At 68.3% G+C, this 17,900-nt stretch carries 14 protein-coding genes and 1 pseudogene; 2 read left to right on the top strand and 13 right to left on the bottom strand.

From position 1 onward, the window contains the following. Nucleotides 1–4 precede the first annotated feature (4 nt). From HFL01S_RS07545 to HFL01S_RS07535, 3 genes are read right to left on the bottom strand one after another with little or no spacing between them, the layout of a single operon-like run. On the bottom strand, nucleotides 5–1,060 hold the full coding sequence (locus tag HFL01S_RS07545) for an ABC transporter permease (RefSeq protein ID WP_066256857.1): 1,056 nt from the start codon (nucleotides 1,058–1,060) through the stop codon (nucleotides 5–7). After that, nucleotides 1,047–2,579, bottom strand: a complete 1,533-nt coding sequence (locus tag HFL01S_RS07540) for an ABC transporter ATP-binding protein (RefSeq protein WP_066256856.1) — start codon at nucleotides 2,577–2,579, stop codon at nucleotides 1,047–1,049. Before HFL01S_RS07540 ends, HFL01S_RS07545 begins: the two co-directional genes overlap by 14 nt. Nucleotides 2,580–2,624: 45 nt before the next feature. After that, a complete protein-coding gene (locus tag HFL01S_RS07535; protein ID WP_066256855.1) occupies nucleotides 2,625–3,578 on the bottom strand; it encodes a LysR family transcriptional regulator in 954 nt (317 codons plus the stop codon). Between the two features lie 95 nt (nucleotides 3,579–3,673). Here HFL01S_RS07535 and xdhA point away from each other — a divergent pair. Both xdhA and xdhB read left to right on the top strand, forming a co-directional pair. After that, nucleotides 3,674–5,176, top strand: a pseudogene (xdhA, locus tag HFL01S_RS07530) (xanthine dehydrogenase small subunit). Next, a complete protein-coding gene (gene xdhB, locus HFL01S_RS07525) occupies nucleotides 5,173–7,485 on the top strand; it encodes a xanthine dehydrogenase molybdopterin binding subunit (protein ID WP_066256853.1) in 2,313 nt (770 codons plus the stop codon). Before xdhA ends, xdhB begins: the two are co-directional and overlap by 4 nt. A gap of 9 nt (nucleotides 7,486–7,494) precedes the next feature. On the opposite strand, the gene HFL01S_RS07520 is transcribed toward xdhB, so the two are convergent. The 10 genes from HFL01S_RS07520 to HFL01S_RS07475 all read right to left on the bottom strand — a co-directional run bounded on the left by HFL01S_RS07520 (nucleotide 7,495) and on the right by HFL01S_RS07475 (nucleotide 17,796). Further along, nucleotides 7,495–8,355: an alpha/beta hydrolase gene (locus HFL01S_RS07520; RefSeq protein ID WP_066256851.1), complete on the bottom strand. Its 861-nt coding sequence runs from the start codon at nucleotides 8,353–8,355 to the stop codon at nucleotides 7,495–7,497. Between the two features lie 24 nt (nucleotides 8,356–8,379). Beyond that, complete coding sequence (locus tag HFL01S_RS07515) at nucleotides 8,380–9,723, bottom strand: sigma-54-dependent transcriptional regulator (protein WP_066256849.1); 1,344 nt, start codon at nucleotides 9,721–9,723, stop codon at nucleotides 8,380–8,382. After that, complete coding sequence (locus HFL01S_RS07510) at nucleotides 9,720–11,711, bottom strand: sensor histidine kinase (RefSeq protein ID WP_245644750.1); 1,992 nt, start codon at nucleotides 11,709–11,711, stop codon at nucleotides 9,720–9,722. Before HFL01S_RS07510 ends, HFL01S_RS07515 begins: the two co-directional genes overlap by 4 nt. Next, the gene (locus HFL01S_RS07505) at nucleotides 11,708–12,442 is read right to left on the bottom strand and encodes an amino acid ABC transporter ATP-binding protein (protein WP_066256842.1); all 735 of its coding nucleotides are present in this window, start codon (nucleotides 12,440–12,442) and stop codon (nucleotides 11,708–11,710) included. The genes HFL01S_RS07510 and HFL01S_RS07505 overlap by 4 nt, the downstream gene beginning before the upstream one ends. Before the next feature lie 17 nt (nucleotides 12,443–12,459). Beyond that, nucleotides 12,460–13,125 carry an amino acid ABC transporter permease gene (locus HFL01S_RS07500; RefSeq protein WP_066256839.1) on the bottom strand — a complete coding sequence of 222 codons (666 nt, stop codon included), beginning with the start codon at nucleotides 13,123–13,125 and terminating at the stop codon, nucleotides 12,460–12,462. 1 nt (nucleotide 13,126) lies between these two features. Then, nucleotides 13,127–13,867: an amino acid ABC transporter permease gene (locus tag HFL01S_RS07495; protein ID WP_066256836.1), complete on the bottom strand. Its 741-nt coding sequence runs from the start codon at nucleotides 13,865–13,867 to the stop codon at nucleotides 13,127–13,129. A 136-nt stretch (nucleotides 13,868–14,003) separates the two neighbouring features. Continuing rightward, on the bottom strand, nucleotides 14,004–14,900 hold the full coding sequence (locus HFL01S_RS07490; RefSeq protein WP_066256835.1) for an amino acid ABC transporter substrate-binding protein: 897 nt from the start codon (nucleotides 14,898–14,900) through the stop codon (nucleotides 14,004–14,006). Nucleotides 14,901–14,948: 48 nt separating this feature from the next. Further along, the gene (locus HFL01S_RS07485) at nucleotides 14,949–15,845 is read right to left on the bottom strand and encodes an amino acid ABC transporter substrate-binding protein (protein ID WP_066256832.1); all 897 of its coding nucleotides are present in this window, start codon (nucleotides 15,843–15,845) and stop codon (nucleotides 14,949–14,951) included. A gap of 34 nt (nucleotides 15,846–15,879) precedes the next feature. Next, a complete protein-coding gene (locus tag HFL01S_RS07480; protein ID WP_066257036.1) occupies nucleotides 15,880–16,776 on the bottom strand; it encodes a transporter substrate-binding domain-containing protein in 897 nt (298 codons plus the stop codon). Nucleotides 16,777–16,962: 186 nt separating this feature from the next. Continuing rightward, a complete protein-coding gene (locus HFL01S_RS07475) occupies nucleotides 16,963–17,796 on the bottom strand; it encodes an SDR family oxidoreductase (protein ID WP_066256830.1) in 834 nt (277 codons plus the stop codon). Nucleotides 17,797–17,900: the final 104 nt, after the last annotated feature.

Here is a 17,900-nt window from a genome sequence, read left to right as displayed (position 1 = left end):
CTCCTTATTTCTTCCACACGACGCGGTAGGCGATGAGCGTGTCGCAGGCCAGCAGCGCAAACAGCAGCAGGCCCTGGAACACGCCGGTGATGGACTTGGGCAGGCCCAGGCGCGACTGCGCGAGTTCACCGCCGATGTAGAACATGCTCATCAGGATGGCCGAGAACACGATGCCCACCGGGTGCAGGCGGCCGACGAAGGCCACGATGATGGCCGCGAAACCGTAGCCCGCCGGCACATAGGGCGTGAGCTGGCCGATGGGGCCGGCCACCTCCAGCGCGCCCGCCAGGCCAGCGGCGCCGCCGGAGGTCAGCAGCGCAATCCACAGCGCCTTGCGCGAGGAGAAGCCCGCGTAGCGCGCCGCCGCCGGCGCCAGACCGCCCACCTGCTGGGCAAAGCCCGAGTAGGTGCGGAACAGGAACACCCAGACCGCCGCCACGCCGGCCAGCGCCAGCAGCAAGCCCACGTTCACCCGCGAGCCCTGCATGAGCTTGGGGATCTGCGTGACCGACTCGAAGGTCTTGGTCTGCGGGAAGTTGTAGCCCATGGGGTCTTTCCAGGGGCCGTAGACCAGGTAGTTGAGCACCTGGATGGCCACATAGACCAACATCAGGCTGACCAGGATCTCGTTGGCGTTGAAGCGGTCGCGCAGCAGGGCCGTGACGCCGGCCCAGAGCATGCCGCCCACGATGCCCGCCACGATGATGGCCGGGATGATCCAGCCGCCGGTGGTCTTGTCCGCCGTAAGCGCCACGCCAGCCGCGAAGATGGCCCCGATCAGGTACTGGCCCTCGGCCCCGATGTTCCAGACGTTGGAGCGGAAGCACACCGCCAGCCCCAGCGCGATGATCATGAGCGGCGTGGCCTTGACCATGAGTTCGGACAGCGCGTAGGTGCTCTTGACCGGCTCCCAGAAGAACACCTGCAAGCCGCGCACCGGGTCCTTGCCCAGCACCGCAAACAGGATCACACCGATGACCACGGTGATGGCCAGCGCCAGCAGCGGCGAGGCATAGCCCCAGCGCGCCGAGGGCTGGGGACGCACTTCAAGCCGCAGCATGGACGGACTCCTCGTTCTTGTTGGGGTGGTGCGCGGCGTCGTCCCACAGGCCCGACATCCATTCGCCGATGCGCTCGACCGTCGCGTCGGCGCGGTGAATGCTGGGCGACAGGCGCCCCTTGGCGATCACGTGCAGGCGGTCGCTGATCTCGAACAGCTCGTCCAGCTCCTCGCTGACCACCAGCACCGCGCAACCGGCGTCGCGCAGCCTGAGGATCTCGCCGCGGATCTGCGCCGACGCGCCCACGTCCACACCCCAGGTGGGCTGGCTGACGATGAGCAGCTTGGGTTTGGCTTCGATCTCGCGGCCGACGATGAACTTCTGCAAATTGCCGCCCGAGAGCGACTTGGCCGCCGCGCCCGGCCCGTTGGCCTTGACCTTGTAGCGGGCGATGATGTCCTCGGCCTGCGCCTTGAGCGCGCCCAGCTTGAGCCAGCCACCCGCGCCCACGGCGTCACGGCGCGAGAGCAGCAGGTTCTGCGCCAGCGACAGCGTGGGCACCGCGCCGCGACCCAGGCGCTCTTCGGGCACGAAGTGCAGGCCCAGCGCCCGCCGCCGGCCGGGCGCCATGCGCGAAGCATCCTGCCCCAGCACGCGGATGCTGCCGGCCGGCGCGCGCCGGTCCTCGCCCGAGAGCGCGTAGAGCAGCTCGCCCTGGCCGTTGCCCGACACGCCCGCGATGCCCACCACCTCACCGGCCCGCACCGTCAGCGCGATCTGGTGCAGATGGGTGCCGAAGGGGTCGTCGCTGGCCAGCGTCAGGTCGCGCACCTGCAGCACATCGGCACCGGCGTTGAGCGCGCGCGCTTGCAGCGCCGGCGGCTCGGCACCGATCATCAGGCGCGACAGGGACGCATTGCTTTCGTTCTGCGGGTTGCACACGCCCGTGACCTGGCCGCCGCGCAAAACCGTGCAGGCGGTGCAGAGCTCGCGGATCTCGTGCAGCTTGTGGCTGATGTAGAGGATGGAGCAGCCCTCGGACGCCAGCTTCTTGAGCACCACGAACAGCTTTTCCACCGCCTGCGGCGTCAGCACCGAGGTGGGCTCGTCCAGGATCAGCAGCTGCGGGCTGGTCAGCAGCGCGCGGATGATCTCGACCCGCTGCATCTCGCCCACGCTCAGGGTGTGCACCGGGCGCTTGGGGTCGATGTCCAGGCCGTATTCCGCCGCCGTGGCGTCGATGCTGGCGGTCACCTCGTTGAGCGTGAGCGACTTGTCCAGGCCGAGCCAGACGTTCTCGGCCACGGTGATGGTGTCGAACAGGCTGAAGTGCTGGAACACCATGCTGATGCCCAGCGCCCGCGCTTCCTGCGGGTTGCGGATGTGCACCGGCTTGCCGTTGAACATCACCGAGCCTTCGTCGGGTTTGACCGAGCCGTAGATGATCTTCATCAGCGTGGATTTGCCGGCACCGTTCTCGCCCAGCACGGCGTGCACCTCGCCGGGAGCGACAGAGAGCGACACATTGCTGTTGGCCACCACGCCGGGATAGCGCTTGGTGATGCCGGTCAGCTGCAGTCGGGGGGGTCGTCAAGGCGATCTCCTTCTCGTTTGTGGGTGGGGTCAGGCCGCAGCGGCCTCGGGTTCGGCGCGCCGCAGCGAGGCGGCCACGGTCTTGATCTGCTCGCGCAGCCAGCGGCCGGCGCTGGATGCGTGGGTGCGCTCGTGCCAGAGCTGGTAATACATCATTCGCGGGAACTCCACCGGGCACGGCAGCACCTTGACCGGCAATGCACCGACGTAGCGCTCGGCGTACTGGCGGCCGGTGGTCAGCACCAGCAAGGTGCCCGCCACCATGGCCGGGATCAGGCCGAAGTGCGGGCAGCGCGCGGTGATGTTGCGCACCAGGCCCTGGCTGGCCAGGTGTTCGTCGATGAAACCGCGGGCACCGGGGTGGGTGGGCGTCGGCGCGATGTGTTCCGCTGCCAGCCAGGCCTCGGTGTCCCAGCCGCGGTGCACGGCCGGGTGGTGGCTGGCCACCAGGCAGACCACCTCGTCGCCGAACAGCCGGCCCAGGTGCAGCTCCTGCGGCGGCTTGGGCCAGTTGCCGATCACCACGTCGTAGTGACCCTGCGCCAGGTGGGCGCGGTAGTCGGCGTCGGCCGAGAGGGGGTGGATGTCGATGCCGCAGTTCGGCGCCGTGGTCTTGACCTGCGTCACCAGTTGCGGCAGGAACAGCGGGTCCAGGTAGTCGCTGGCGGCCAGGCTGAAGGTCTGGCGCGCGGTGGCCGGGTCGAAGGCGCGGGCGTCGGAGAACAGCATCTCAGCGCTGCGCAGGATCTCGGCCGCCGGTTCGATCATGCGCAGCCCCGCCACCGTGGGCACCATGCTGGCGCCCGAACGCACCAGAAGCGGATCCCCCGCCAGTTCCCGCAGGCGCTTGAGCGAGGCGCTGACCGCTGGCTGGTACATGCCCAGCCGCAAGGCTGCCCGCGACACGCTGCGTTCCGTCAGGACGGTGTGCAGCACGCGGATCAGGTGCAGGTCAATCTTGTCGAACATGGAGACGTATTTCATACCCGGAGCTCATGCGCGCGGATGGAGGTTCCGGCATTCTCGCCATACGCCTGAGCATATGTTGTGCCACGCCCCCCGGCGCTATGCTGAGCCGCATGAATGCAAAAAAACCCGGGCAAACCCTGAGATTCCTGCGCCGCGGCGAAGCCGTGACGGTCCACGATGTGGCGCCCGACCGCACCCTGCTGGACCTGCTGCGCGAAGACCTGCATCTGAGCGCCACCAAAGAGGGCTGTGGCGAAGGCGACTGCGGCGCCTGCACCGTGGTGCTGGGCGAGGCAGTGGGCGGCCAGCTTCAGTACAAGGCCATCAACAGCTGCATCCGCCTGGCGCACTCGGTGGATGGCATGGCGGTGTACACGGCCGAAGACATCACTTCGCCGTCGGGCGAGCTGCATCCCGCGCAGGAAGCCATGGTGCGCTGCCACGGCAGCCAGTGCGGCTTCTGCACGCCGGGCTTCGTGATGAGCCTGTTCGGCATGTACCAGAACACGAAGGGTGGAGTGGGGATTTCCCGCGAGCAGGCGCAGGCCGACCTCTCGGGCAACCTGTGCCGCTGCACCGGCTACCGGCCCATCCTGGACGCGGCGCAGCAGATGGGCCAGCTCCCCCTGCCCGCCGGCTGCACGGTGGACGAAGCGGCGACGGTGGCCGCTCTGCGTGAACTGAAGAAAAAGAAGCCCGCGGCGGACACGCCCTACCTGCGCCCCACCACGCTGACCGACCTGCTGCAGGCCCGCGCCGCGCACCCGCAGGCCCAGGTGGTGGCCGGCACCACCGATGTAGGGCTGTGGGTCACCAAGATGCACAAGCGCTTCCCGCAGGTGCTGGACATGACCGCCGCGCGCGAGCTGCAGCGCGTGGAAACCTATTCGCACCACATCGCCATCGGCGCGGCCGTGACCCTGACCGACGCTTTCGCCGCGCTGGTCAAGGAGTGACCCCAGCTGCTGAGCTTCAGCCAGCGCTTCGCCGGCCTGCCGGTGCGCAACTCGGGCACCCTGGGCGGCAACGTGGCCAACGGCTCTCCCATCGGCGACTCCATGCCGCTGCTGATCGCGCTGGGGGCCAGCGTGGTGCTGATGCGCTGGAAGAAGACGAAGACCGGCGGCGAGATCACCCACCGCGAGCTGCGGCTGGAAGACCTCTACACCGGCTACCGGACAAACGTGATGCGGCCCGATGAGCTGCTGTGCTGGATCAAGGTGCCGCGGCCGACCGGGCACGCGCTGGAAAAGGTCTACAAGATCAGCAAGCGCTTCGACGACGACATCTCTGCCGTGTGTCTCGCCATCCAGATGACGGTGAAGGCCGGTGTGGTGCAGCAGGTGTCCATCGGCGCCGGCGGCGTGGCCGCCACGCCTGCCCGCGCGCGCCAGACCGAAGCCGCCCTGCTCGGCCAGGCCTGGAACGAGGACACGGTGATGGCCGCCACCGCCGCCCTGCGCGCCGAGTTCCAGCCCATCAGCGACATGCGCGCCAGCGCCGCCTACCGCCAGACGGTGCTGGGCAATCTGCTGCGCCGCTTCTGGCTGGAGAGCCAGGGGCAGCAGGCCATCAACCTCGAAAGCCTCAAGACCCTGGAGGCCCTGTCATGAACGCACCGGATCTCAAGCTTGTGGTGGACAACACGCCCGCCACCACCGCGGCCGGCGTCTCGCGCTTCCATGAGAGTGCGAAGGCCCAGGTGGCCGGCGCCGCCACCTACATCGACGACATCCCCGAGGTGCGCGGCACCCTGCACGCGGCGCCGGTGTGCTCGCCGGTGGCGCACGGGGTGCTCAAGGGCATCGATGCCAGCGCCGCGCTGGCCCTGCCGGGCGTGCACGCCTTCATCGGCGCGGGCGACATCCCGGGCGACAAAATGCTGGCGGCCTTCGCGCACGACGAGCAAGTCTTCGCCCAGGGCACGGTGCAGTTCCTCGGCCAGGTCGGCGGCCTGATCGTGGCCGACGACGTGATGACCGCGCGCCGCGCGGCCCGGCTGGTGAAGTGGGACATCGAAGCGCTGGAACCGGTGCTCACGCCGCAACAGGCGCACGCGAAGCAGAGCTACGTGCTGCCGCCGGTGCACGTGACCCGGGGCGACGCCGCCGCGGCGCTGCAGCGCGCGCCGCACCAGCTAGAAGGCGCGTTCGAGGTCGGCGGACAGGAGCACTTCTACCTCGAAGGCCAGATCGCCTACGTGCTGCCGCTGGAGCAGCAGCAGTGGTGGGTCTACAGCAGCACACAGCACCCTGGCGAGGTGCAGCACTGGGTGTCGCACGCGCTGGGCCTGTCCAACCATTCGGTGACGGTGGAATGCCGGCGCATGGGCGGCGGCTTCGGCGGCAAGGAGACGCAGGCCGGGCACCTGGCGGTCTGGGCCGCCATCGCCGCGAACAAGCTGCGCCGGCCGGTCAAGCTGCGCCTGGACCGCGACGACGACTTCATGATCACCGGCAAGCGCCACCCGTTCGCCTACCAGTACAAAGTCGGCTTCGACGACCGTGGCCGCCTGTGCGGGCTGGAACTGGACATGCTGGCCAACTGCGGCTTCAGCGCCGACCTTTCGGGCCCGGTGGCCGACCGCGCCATCTTCCACGCCGACAACGCCTACTTCCTCGAAGACGTTGCCATCCACTCCTACCGCTGCAAGACCAACACCCAAAGCCACACCGCCTACCGCGGCTTCGGCGGCCCGCAGGGCGTGATCGTCATCGAACGCATCATGGGCGACATCGCGCGCCACCTGGGTGTGGACGCGCTGGACGTTAGGCTGGCCAACCTGTACGGCATCGAAGAACGCAACGTCACCCACTACCAGATGACGGTGGAGGACAACATCCTCGAACCGCTCATGACGCAGCTGGCGCTCACCAGCGGCTACCGCGAGCGCGCCGAACAGATCGCGCAGTGGAACGCGAGCAGCCCGGTCATCAAGCGCGGCATCGCGCTCACGCCGGTCAAGTTCGGCATCAGCTTCACCGCCACGCTGTTCAACCAGGCCGGCGCGCTGGTGCATGTCTACACCGACGGCAGCGTGCAGGTGAACCACGGCGGGACCGAGATGGGCCAGGGCCTGAACACCAAGGTCGCGGCCATCGTGGCCGACGAGCTGGGCGTGCCCTTCGAGCGCGTGCTCAGCACCGCCAGCGACACCAGCAAGGTGCCCAACGCCAGCGCCACCGCGGCCAGCAGCGGCACCGACCTGAACGGCCGCGCGGCCCAGTTCGCCGCGCGCCAGGTGCGCCAGAACCTCGCGGCCTTCGTGGCCGGGCTGGACGGCGTGGGGGCGGGTGCGGTGCGTTTCGAGAACGGGCAGGTCATCACCGAGAAGCAGACCCGAAGCTGGGAATCGGTGGTGGGCTCGGCCTACGCCAACCGCATCCAGCTCTGGAGCGACGGTTTCTACCGCACGCCCAAGATCCACTACGACAAGGTCACCATGCTGGGCCGGCCGTTCTACTACTTCGCCTACGGCGCGGCGGTGACCGAAGTGGCCATCGACACGCTGACCGGCGAGAGCCGCGTCCTGGCTGTGGACATCCTGCATGACGTGGGCCGCAGCATCAACCCGGCCATCGACATTGGCCAGATCGAGGGCGGCTTCGTGCAGGGCATGGGCTGGCTGACGACCGAACAGCTGGTGTGGAACGGCAAGGGTTACCTGCAGACCCACGCGCCGAGCACCTACAAGATCCCCGCCACGGGCGACATCCCCGCACACTTCAAGGTCGAGCTCTGGCCCGAAGCGAACCGCGAGGACAACGTGCACGGCAGCAAGGCCGTGGGCGAACCGCCCTTCATGCTGGCGATCAGCGTGTTCGAGGCGCTGCGCGACGCGGTGGCGCAGGCGGGCGGACGGCCCGAAGCGATGAATGCGCCGGCCACGGCCGAAGAGGTGCTCAACAGCCTGGCGAGCTGACCCGCACCGCTACCGGTGGCACACGCTGCCGTCGGTGGCGATGTGGCAGCGCAGCGTCTGCGGACCGTGGGCCATCAGATGCTGGAGCTTCTGCGCCAGCGCACGGGCCGCCGCGGGGTGGCGAGCGAGGTGCGACAACACCTTGTGGTCGCAGGCTTCGAGCACGATCTCGCTGAGATGACCAGACGCGGCATCGCGGATGGCCTCGAACACCTCCGCCGGAATGGGGCTGTAGACGGTTCGTGAGGTGCCCGAAACGTCCCGCACATCGACCAGGCCGGCCGACCGACCGCGCACGCCGCCGTGATGCTCAGCGGGCAAGCCGTCGTACTGACCGACCACCAGCACCACGTGTCCTGCGAAGCTTCTGAGGAAGGGCAGTGACGACGAGTCCATGAACCCGAAAGGGGTCGAGATCGCGCGGGTGAACTCGGGACCGTAACGCGCCACTGCATAGGCCGCCTCCGGGTACAGCGCCGGGCCGCTGAGCACCAGCGTCCGCACCGTCCGCTGGCATTGCTCGGCCAGCTTCATGGCCAGAGCCCCGCCCAGGCTGTGACCGAACACAGTGTCCAGCGCCGGACCCAGCAGCGCCGAGAACCGCAGCGCCTCGCGCAGGTTGTTCGCCAGCGAGGTGTCGGCATTGGCCAGCGGCGACTGCCCGGTGCGCCCCGACAGGTCGCCGGCCAGGCTGCCGACACCCGCGGCCTGCAGGGGGTGCAGCAAGGCATCCAGCCGCCGGTGGTCGGAGCGCGCGCCGTGGATGGCCAGCAAACGACAGTGCTGGTTGGAAGACCAGCGAAACCGGCCCGCCAGCGAATAGCCGTCGAAAGCGGCCGTGATGTGTTCGGGCCGCGCCCCGCCCGGCATCACCCGCACCCTTTGGAGCAGGGCCTATCGCAGGCCATGCTTGCGGATCTTGTCCACCAGCGTGGTCTTGGGCAGGCGCAGGGCCTTGGCGGTCTGGCCCACGTTGCCGCTGTGGCGCTCCAGCGCGTCGGCGATCAGGCTGCGTTCGAACTGGTCGACCGTCTCGGTCAGCCCGGGCTCCCCGTCCGCCCCCGCCTCGCCCGACGGCGCCGCGTGCGGCGACACCCACTGCGGCCCCACGCCCAGCACCAGCGCGTCGGCCACGTTGCGCAGCTCGCGCACATTGCCCGGCCAGTCGCGCGCCATCAGCTGGCGCAGTTGCGCCGCGGGCAGGCGCGGTTCGGGCCGGCCGTAGCGGCTGGCCGCCAGCAGCATGAAGTGCTCCAGCAGCATGGGGATGTCCTCGCGCCGCTCGCGCAGCGCCGGCAGCTCAATATTCACCACGTTCAGGCGGTAGACCAGGTCGGCGCGAAAGCTGCCCTGCTGCGCGCGCGCCAGCAGGTCGTCCTTGGTGGCCGCGACCACGCGCACGTCCACCGGGATGCTCTGGTTCGAGCCCAGGCGTTCGATGCAGCGCTCCTGCAGCACGCGCAGCAGCTTGACCTGCACGCCCATGGGCATGCTTTCGAGCTCGTCGAGGAACAGGGTGCCGCCGTTGGCGTGTTCGATGCGGCCGATGCGGCGCTTCTGCGCGCCGGTGAAGGCGCCGGGCTCGTGGCCGAACAGCTCGCTGTCGAGCAGGCTGTCGGGCAGCCCGCCGCAGTTGAGCGCCACATAGGGCGCGTTGCGGCGGCGCGAGTGGTCGTGCAGGGCGCGCGCCACCACCTCCTTGCCGGTGCCGGTCTCGCCGCGGATCAGCACGTCCACCGGCGAATCGGCGATCTCGGTGATGAGCTGGCGCACGCGCGCGATGGCGGGCGCGTGGCCGACCAGCTTGCCCTCCAGGCCTTCGCTGAGCGTGAGCGCGCGGCGCAGGTTGGCCACCTCCAGCGTCAGGCGGCGCTTGTCCAGCGCGCGCTGCACCACCTCCACAAGCTGCTCGGGCGAAAGCGGCTTGGGGATGAAGTCGTAGGCGCCGCTGCGCATCGCCTGCACCGCCAGGTTCACGTCGCCGTGGCCGGTGATCATGATCACCGGCAGGTCGGGGTCGAGGTCGTGCGCCTCGGTGATGAGCGAGAGGCCGTCGGCGCCGGGCAGGCGCATGTCGGTCACGACCACGCCGGCCATGCCCGGGCTCAGGTGCGGCAGCACGGCCTCGACCGAGTCGAAGGCGCGCACGGCGATGTCGGCCAGCTGCAGGGCCTGCACGCAGCCCAGCTGCAGGTCCGTGTCGTCCTCGACCAGGAACACGGTGAGGTTGCGGTTCATCGGTTTGGGGTGTCTTTCGCGGTGTCGGGGGCAGGGCCCACGGGAACGGTGAGCACGAAGCAGGCGCCGCCCTCGGGGTGGTTGTGGGCCTGCAGGTCGCCCCCGAATTCTGCGGCAAGGTCGCGGCAGATCTCCAGGCCCAGGCCCAGGCCCGCGCCGCTGGGTTTGGTGGTGTAGAAGGGTTCGAACAGGCGCTGCTGGTCGGTTTCGCTCAAACCCTTGCCGCTGTCGCGCACCGTCAGCGCCACCATCGGCACACCGGCCACCTCGCAGCGTTCGGCGCTCAGGGTCAGCACGCGCGGGTCCGACTCGCGCATGGCGTCCAGCGCGTTGCCGACCAGGTTCACCAGCACCTGCTCCAGCCGGTTGGCGTCGCACCAGGCGGTCCACTGGCCCGGCGCGCAGCGGTTGTCCACCCGCACCTGGTCGTGGCGCACGCGCAGCTGATAGAGGAACAGCGCCTGCTCGACCACCCGGCCCACGTCGGTGGTCCCGGGCGAGGCGCTGGACTTGCGCGAGAAGCTCTTGAGCGGGTCGATGATGCGCGCCATCTGCTCGACCAGGCGCGCCACGATGGACAGGTTCTCCTGCGCGGCGGCGTGGTTGCCGCGGCGCATGAACTCGGCCGCGTTGCCCGCCAGCGTGCGGATGCCGCCCAGCGGCTGGGTCAGTTCGTGCGTGATGCTGGCGGCCAGCTGGCCCAGCACGGCCATCTTGCCGGCGTGCACCAGCTCGTCCTGCGCCGACCGCAGGGTCTGTTCGGTCTGCTGGCGCTCGGCCACTTCGCGGCGCAGCTGCTCGTTGGTGTCGGTGAGTTCCTGCGTGCGCAGGCCGACCTGGCGCTCCAGGTCGGCGTTGACCTGCTCCAGCAGCCGCTTGGCCGCGAGCTTCTGGCGTTCGATGCGGCGGCGCTGGCTCCAGTAGAGCGCCAGCAGGATCAGGAAGGCCGCGGTCATCGCGCCGCCCACGCCGTCGGCCAGGGCCTGGTCGCGCACCTCCGAGAGGCTGGTGAAGATCAGCACGCGCCAGTCCATGCCGTCGAGCGAACGGCCCAGCACCAAATGCCCGGCCCGGTTGCTGCCGGCGCCCAGCGCCTCGCGGTAGCGAGCCTCGTCGCCCGAGACGACACCCTGCACCTCCTGCGTGTCGTCGTCGACGGAGAGCCGCACGTCGATGGGGAACTGAGGCAGCCGCAGCGAGCCGTAGGTCTGCGTCAGCTGCAGGTCGACCCGCCGCTCGGCCGGCAGCGGCGCCATCGAGGTGTAGCGCCAGGCCGGCTGCGACGACAGGATCACCACCTGGTTGGCATCGGCCACCAGGGCGGGCGCCGCCAGCATAGGCCAGGTCTGCTCCAGCGCGTCCAGGCCGATCTTGATGGCGGCCACGCCCAGCACGCGCGGACCGTCGTAGATGGGGTGCGAGGCGAAGTAGCCCGCCTGGCCGCCGCTGCCGATGGCGAAGTGGCGGGTCGAGCGGCCGGCCAGCGCCTCCAGGTAGTAGGGCCGGTAGGAGACGTCCTCGCCCAGCAGGCTGTCGTCGCGCTCGGCCACGTTGCTCGACGCCAGCACGACGCCGCGCACATCGAGCACATAGACCGCGACGCTGCCCAGGTGGGCGTTCAGTCGGGCCAGGTAGTCGTTGGCCGCGCGCTCGCGGGTCGGATCGGGCGCGCGCAGCAAGGCCAGCACCGCCGGGTTGAGCTGGATGGTGGCAGGCACCGGCTCCAGGCGCCGCACCCGCGCCTCGACCACGGTGGCGAACAGGTCCAGCCGGCTGTTGGTGGCGGCCTTGAGGTTGTGTTCACCCTGCGAATAGCTGTGCCGGTAGACCCCGGCACCGGTGAGCGCCACCAGGGCCGCACCGACCAGCAACAGCAGCAGCCGCCGCGCCAGCCAGCCCACCCGCTCGGAGGCCGGGCGCACAGCCGCGCCTGCGCCAGCGGGCGCGCTGGCGGGCGGTGGAGGTGGCGCAGCCTGGGCGGGGTTCAATGCTGGAGGATCTTGGAGAGGAAGTCCTTGGCGCGGGGCGAACGGGCGTCGGGGTTGCCGAAGAACTCGCCGCTGCGACAGTCTTCGACGATTTTGCCCGCGTCCATGAAGATCACGCGGTGGCTGACCTTCTTGGCAAAGCCCATCTCGTGCGTCACGCACATCATGGTCATGCCCTCGTTGGCCAGCTGCACCATCACGTCCAGCACCTCACCCACCATCTCGGGGTCCAGCGCCGAGGTCGGCTCGTCGAACAGCATGACGATGGGGTCCATCGACAGCGCGCGCGCAATCGCCACGCGCTGCTGCTGGCCGCCCGAGAGCTGGCCGGGGAACTTGTCCTTGTGCGCCATCAGACCCACGCGGTCAAGCATTTTCAGCCCGCGCGCCTTGGCCTCCTCCTGGTTGCGGCCCAGCACCTTGATCTGTGCAATCGTCAGGTTCTCGGTCACCGACAGGTGCGGGAACAGCTCGAAGTGCTGGAACACCATGCCCACGCGGCTGCGCAGCTTGGGCAGGTTGGTCTTGGGGTCGGCGATGCTGGTGCCGTCCACGATGATGTCGCCCTTCTGGAAAGGCTCCAGCGCGTTGACGGTCTTGATCAGCGTGGACTTGCCCGAGCCCGAAGGCCCGCAGACCACCACCACCTCGCCCTTCTGGATGGAGGTGGTGCAGTCGGTCAGCACCTGGAAGCTGCCGTACCACTTGGAAACGTTCTTGATGTCGATCATGGTTCTTCTCCAGCCGCTCAGCGAATGATGGCGATCTTCTTCTGCAGTCGACGCACCAGCATCGACAGCGAGAAACAAATGACGAAATAGACGACGGCGGCGACCAGGTAGGTCTCGACCGGGCGGTTGAAGTTCTTGCCCGCCACCTCGAAGCCCCTGAGCAGGTCGTAGGCGCCGATGGCGTAGACCAGCGAGGTGTCCTGGAACAGGATGATGGTCTGCGTCATCAGCACCGGCAGCATGTTGCGGAAGGCCTGAGGCAGCACGATCAGCTGCATGGTCTGGCCATAGGTCATGCCCACCGCGTAGCCGGCGTTGACCTGACCCTTGGGCACGCTCTGGATGCCCGCGCGCATGATCTCGGAGTAGTAGGCCGCCTCGAACACGGTGAAGGTGATGATGGCCGAGAGCTCGGCCCCCATGGGCTGGCCGATCATCAGCGGGATCAGCAGGAAGAACCACAGGATCACCATCACCAGCGGGATGGAGCGCAGGGTGTTGACGTAGAACGCAGCCGGCATCACCAGCCACTTCTTGCCCGACAGGCGCATGAGCGCGAGCACCGTGCCCAGTGCGATGCCGCCGATCATGGCCACCAGGGTCAGCTGCACCGAGAAGACCAGGCCCTTGAGCACGAAGCCCGTGAGCACGTCCCAGTTCAGGAAGGAAAAGTCGAGGTTCATGTCAGTGGCCTCCGATCATGCCGGGCACCTGCACCCGGTGTTCGATGAACAGCGCGATGCGGTTGATGACGAAGGCGGAGATGAAGTACAGGCCGGTGACGGCGAGGTAGACCTCGATGCCGCGCGAGGTCTCTTCCTGCGCCTGCATGGCGAACATGGTCAGCTCGGCAATCGACACCGCGAAGGCCACCGACGAGTTCTTGATGATGTTCATGCTCTCGCTGGTCAGCGGCGGGATGACGATGCGGAATGCCATCGGCAGCAGCACGTAGCGGTAGGTCTGGGTCAGCGTCAGGCCCATGGCCAGGCCGGCGTAGCGCTGGCCCTTGGGCAGGCTCTGGATGCCCGCGCGCACCTGCTCGGCGATGCGCGCCGAAGTGAAGAAGCCCAGGGCGAACACCACCAGGATGAAGCTGGGAAAGTCCTTGAGCGCAGGAATCAGCGACGGCAGCACGTGGTACCAGAGGAAGACCTGCACCAGCAGCGGGATGTTGCGGAACAGCTCGGTCCAGACGTTCCCGATGGCCACCAGCGCCTTGCTGGGCGTGGTGCGGAAGATGCCCATGACCGAACCGACCACGAGCGCGACGACCAGCGCCAGCAAGGCGACGGAGAGCGTCCAGCCCCAGGCCGAGAGCAGCCAGTCCAGGTAGGTGATGTCGCCGCCCTCGCCGAAGCAGCGCGGACGGACCTCACCGTCGATGGTGTCCTTGCAGAACACCTGCCAATCCCATGTAGCCATGGTGAATTCCCAAGTTCAACAAAAAAAGAAGACAAACCCGACGCCGGAGCGTGACCGACCCGGCGCCGGGCCGCCCCAAGCCGGGTCAGCCCCCTCGGGGGGCAGCGACCCGCTCAAGCGGCGGAGCGTGGGGGCCTTACTTCTTGGCGTAGTCTTCCATCGGCTTGTCGTTCGGCGCGGACCAGGCGGCCTTGGTGGCTTCCGACAGCGGCAGGCCGATCTTGGCGTTGGCCGGCGGGATCGGCTGCATGAACCACTTGTCGTACAGCTTGGCCAGCGAGCCGTCCTTGATCTGGTTCTTGATGGAGTCGTCCACGGCCTTCTTGAAGGCGGCGTCGTCCTTGCGCAGCATGCAGGCGATGGGCTCGACCGACAGCACTTCGCCGACGATCTTGTAGTCGGCCGGGTTCTTGGACTTGGCGATGTTGGCGGCCAGGATGGAGCCGTCCATCACGAAGGCGTCGGCGCGGCCGGATTCGAGCAGCAGGAAGCTGTCGGCGTGGTCCTTGCCGAACACTTCTTCGAAGTTCACGCTGGTCGCGCGCTCGTGCTTGCGCAGGGTCTGGACCGAGGTGGTGCCGGTGGTGGTGGCGACCTTCTTGCCGCTGAGCTGGGCGATGGAGTTGATGCCCGAGTTGGCCTTGACGGCGATGCGCACTTCTTCCACGTAGGTGGTCACGGCGAAGGACACGTCCTTCTGGCGGGCCGCGTTGTTGGTGGTGGAGCCGCACTCCAGGTCCACGGTGCCGTTCTGCACCAGGGGGATGCGGTTCTGCGAAGTCACCGGCTGGTACTTCACTTCCAGCTTGGCCAGGCCCAGCTGCTTCTGCAGGTCGGCGATCACGCGCTCGGCCATCTCGGTGTGGAAGCCGACGAACTTGCCGTTGCCGATGGTGTAGGACAGGCCGGAGGACTCGCGCACACCCAGGGTGATGCTGCCGCTGTCCTTGATTTTCTTGAGCGTGTCGGCGGTCTGGGCCATCGCGGTGGAGGCGGCGAGCACGGCGGCCACGGCCAACAGGGTTTTCTTCATGGTGACTCCTTCGAGTGGGTTGGGGAAAACAGAAATCGCTGCTGGACGTCAGCCCGGCACCTGGTCGGTGGGGTACTTCCAGAAGTCCTTGAGCAGGTAGTTCATGGGCAGGTTCAGGCTGCGGTTGGCCGGCGGGATGGCCTTGAGGAACCAGCGCTCGTAGACCGTGTGGGCCTCGCGCGTCTGGATCAGGCGCTTCATCTCGTCGTCGACCAGCTTCTTGAACTCGGCGTCGCTGCGCGAGAACATGATGGCCAGCGGCTCGATGGTCAGGAACTTGCCCACGACCTTGAACTTGGCGGGATCGGGCCGCCCGGCCACCAGGCCATAGAGCAGCACGTCGTCCATCACGAAGCCGTCGGCCTCGCCGGCGGCCACCATGTCGACCGCGCGGGCGTGGTCCGGTGCCTCGACCACGCGGATGCCGAGCTGGAACTCGTTGTTGGCCTGCGTCACCGCCTTCAGCGGCGTGGTGCCCTTGGTGGAGACCACGGTGCGGCCCTTGAAGTCGCGGATCACATCGACCGGGCTGTCGGCCCGGACGAGGTAGCGCGCCCCGGCGATGTAGTGCGGCACGGTGAAGGCCACCTTCTGCCGGCGCTCGGCGTTGTTGGTGGTCGAGCCACACTCCATGTCGGCCTTGCCCTCTTCGATCATGGCGATGCGGTTGGCCGGCGTCACCATGACGAAGCTGGGTTTGAGTTCGGGTGCGGCCAGCTGGCGGCGCAGTGCGTCCACCACCTTCAGGCACAGGTCGACCGCGTACCCCACCGGCTTGCCGTCCGGGTCGACGAAGGAGAACGGCACCGAGGACTCGCGGTGGGCGATCACCACGGTGCCACTGGACTTGATCCGGTCCAGCACCGGACCGGCCATCGATGGCTGGACCAGCGCAGCGGTCAGCAGGGCGAGCGCACAACGGGCAAGGGACCGGAGGTGTGGCATGGCGTGTCCGTGGAAGGGTGGAGAAATGGACGGCTCAGCCCAGCGGCCGGTCGTTGGGCGACCGGTACAGCTCCAGCAGCGCCTCGGGCGCGGGCCAGTTGAGGTTGAGCCCCTTGGGCGGGATCGGCGACTGGAACCAGCGGCGGTAGATCTTCAGCGCCTCGCCCGACTGCATCAGCTCGGTCAGGCTGCGGTCCACCAGCGCCTTGAAGCGCGGGTCGTCCCGGCGCAGCATGCAGGCGTAGACCTCGGCGGCCATGGGCTGGCCGACCACGCGCCAGTCACCGGGCTGGTCGGCCTTGGCGCGCAGGCCGTAGAGCATGGCCTCGTCCATCAGAAAGGCCGCGGCGCGACCCTCCTGCACGCTGTTGAAACCATCGCCGTGGTCCTTGACCTTGAGCACATCGAAGCGGGTGCCGGTGGCCTCGGCGTGCAGCAGCAGGGAGCGTTCGCTGGTGGTGCCCGCGGTCACCGCCACGCGGCGGCCCTTGAGGTCGGCCAGCTCCTCGATGCCCGAACCCTGGCGCGTGAGCAGGCGCGAGCTGGTCACGAAGATGGACACCGAAAACGCGGCCTGGCGCGCGCGCTCGCGGTTGTGCGTGGTGGAACCGCATTCCAGGTCCACCGAGCCGTTCTGGACCAGCGGGATGCGGTTCTGCGAGGTGACCGGCACGAGCTTGACGGTCAGCGCGGGCAGCTTGAGCTCGCGGCGGATGCGCTCGACCACCGCCAGCATCAGGTCCTGCGAGTAGCCGACCACCTGGCGCTTGCTGTCGTAGTAGGAAAACGGCACCGAGGACTCGCGGTGGCCCAAATTGATGGTGGCCGTGCGCGAAATCTTCTCCAGCGTCGGCAGGCCCGGGGACTCGGCCCGTGCGGACAGGGCGAGGGGCAGGAGCAGCAGAAGGGGGAGGTGGCGAAGGGGTGTCATGGGGGGCAGTGTGCCGCCCATGGCGCAAGGGACGTGCCAGTCGGTATTAACCCGTAGTTCCGCCCCTCCAGACCGGGTTTGGCGCCCTGAAACCGGCGTTCAGGGTGTGGACGCGAACGGAAATCCGACCGCCTCCGGCGGGCGGCAAACGGATTTCCGACCCTGTACCCTCAGGCCTCAGGTCCTTCAGGCCCAGTTCGCCTTGAAGTCCTGCGCGTACTGCTCGAAGCGGATCGGCGCCTTCCCGGTGATGCGCTGCACGCCGTCGGTGATGCGCTCGGCAAAGCCCGCCTTGAAGGCGCCCAGGATGACCAACAGGAACTCGGCGTAGTCGGCCGGCAGACCCGCGCCCAGCAGGCCCTGGCGCATCGCGTCTTCGGGGATGTCGGTGTAGCCGATGGTGCGGCCAGCGGCCTTGGACAGGATGGCCGCCACCTGCGTGTGGTCCAGCGCCTCGCTGCCGGTCAGGTCGTGCGACTCGTTCACGAAGTCGTCCGAGGACAGCAGCTTCGCGGCCACGGCGGCGATGTCGCGCGTGTCGATGAAGCTGCCCTTGGCGTCGCCCACCGGCAGGAAGATCTGGCCTTCGGTCTGGATGCCGTGCAGCCAGAAGGTGTGGAAGTTCTGCATGAACCAGTTGGGACGGATCACGTTCCAGGCCAGGCCCGAACGCTCCAGGTGCAGCTCGGCGCGGCGCAGCGGGATGTTCTCGTCGGCGTTCGCGCCCATCGCGGACAGCAGCAGCACCTTGCGCACGCCCGCGGCCTTGGCCGCATCGATGGCGGGGATCAGCAGCTCGTGCTGGTTGGCGTAGCCGGGCGGCGCCATCAGGAACAGCTGGTCGACGCCGGCCAGCGCGGCGGCCAGGCCTTCGCCGGTGGCGAGGTTGACCTGCACCTCACCGGGGTGGGACGGCGCGCGGCTGGTGGCGCGGCGCACGGTCTGGCCCTGGGCCGACAGCAGGTCAACGAGAGTGGAACCGATCTGGCCGCTGGCGCCAGTCACGAGGGTGGTGGTCATGTGGAATCTCCTGTGTGTGTGTTGCGAAGGCCCCCAGTGTGTTTCCGATGAGTCAGAACCGGAATGCATGAAATTCCACCATTCATGTCTAATCGTCCATAAAA

Source organism: Hydrogenophaga flava NBRC 102514 (assembly GCF_001571145.1).
Lineage (GTDB): Bacteria > Pseudomonadota > Gammaproteobacteria > Burkholderiales > Burkholderiaceae_C > Hydrogenophaga > Hydrogenophaga flava.
Note: the sequence above shows the minus strand (reverse complement) of the source record. Positions and strands in the feature narration are given on the sequence as shown.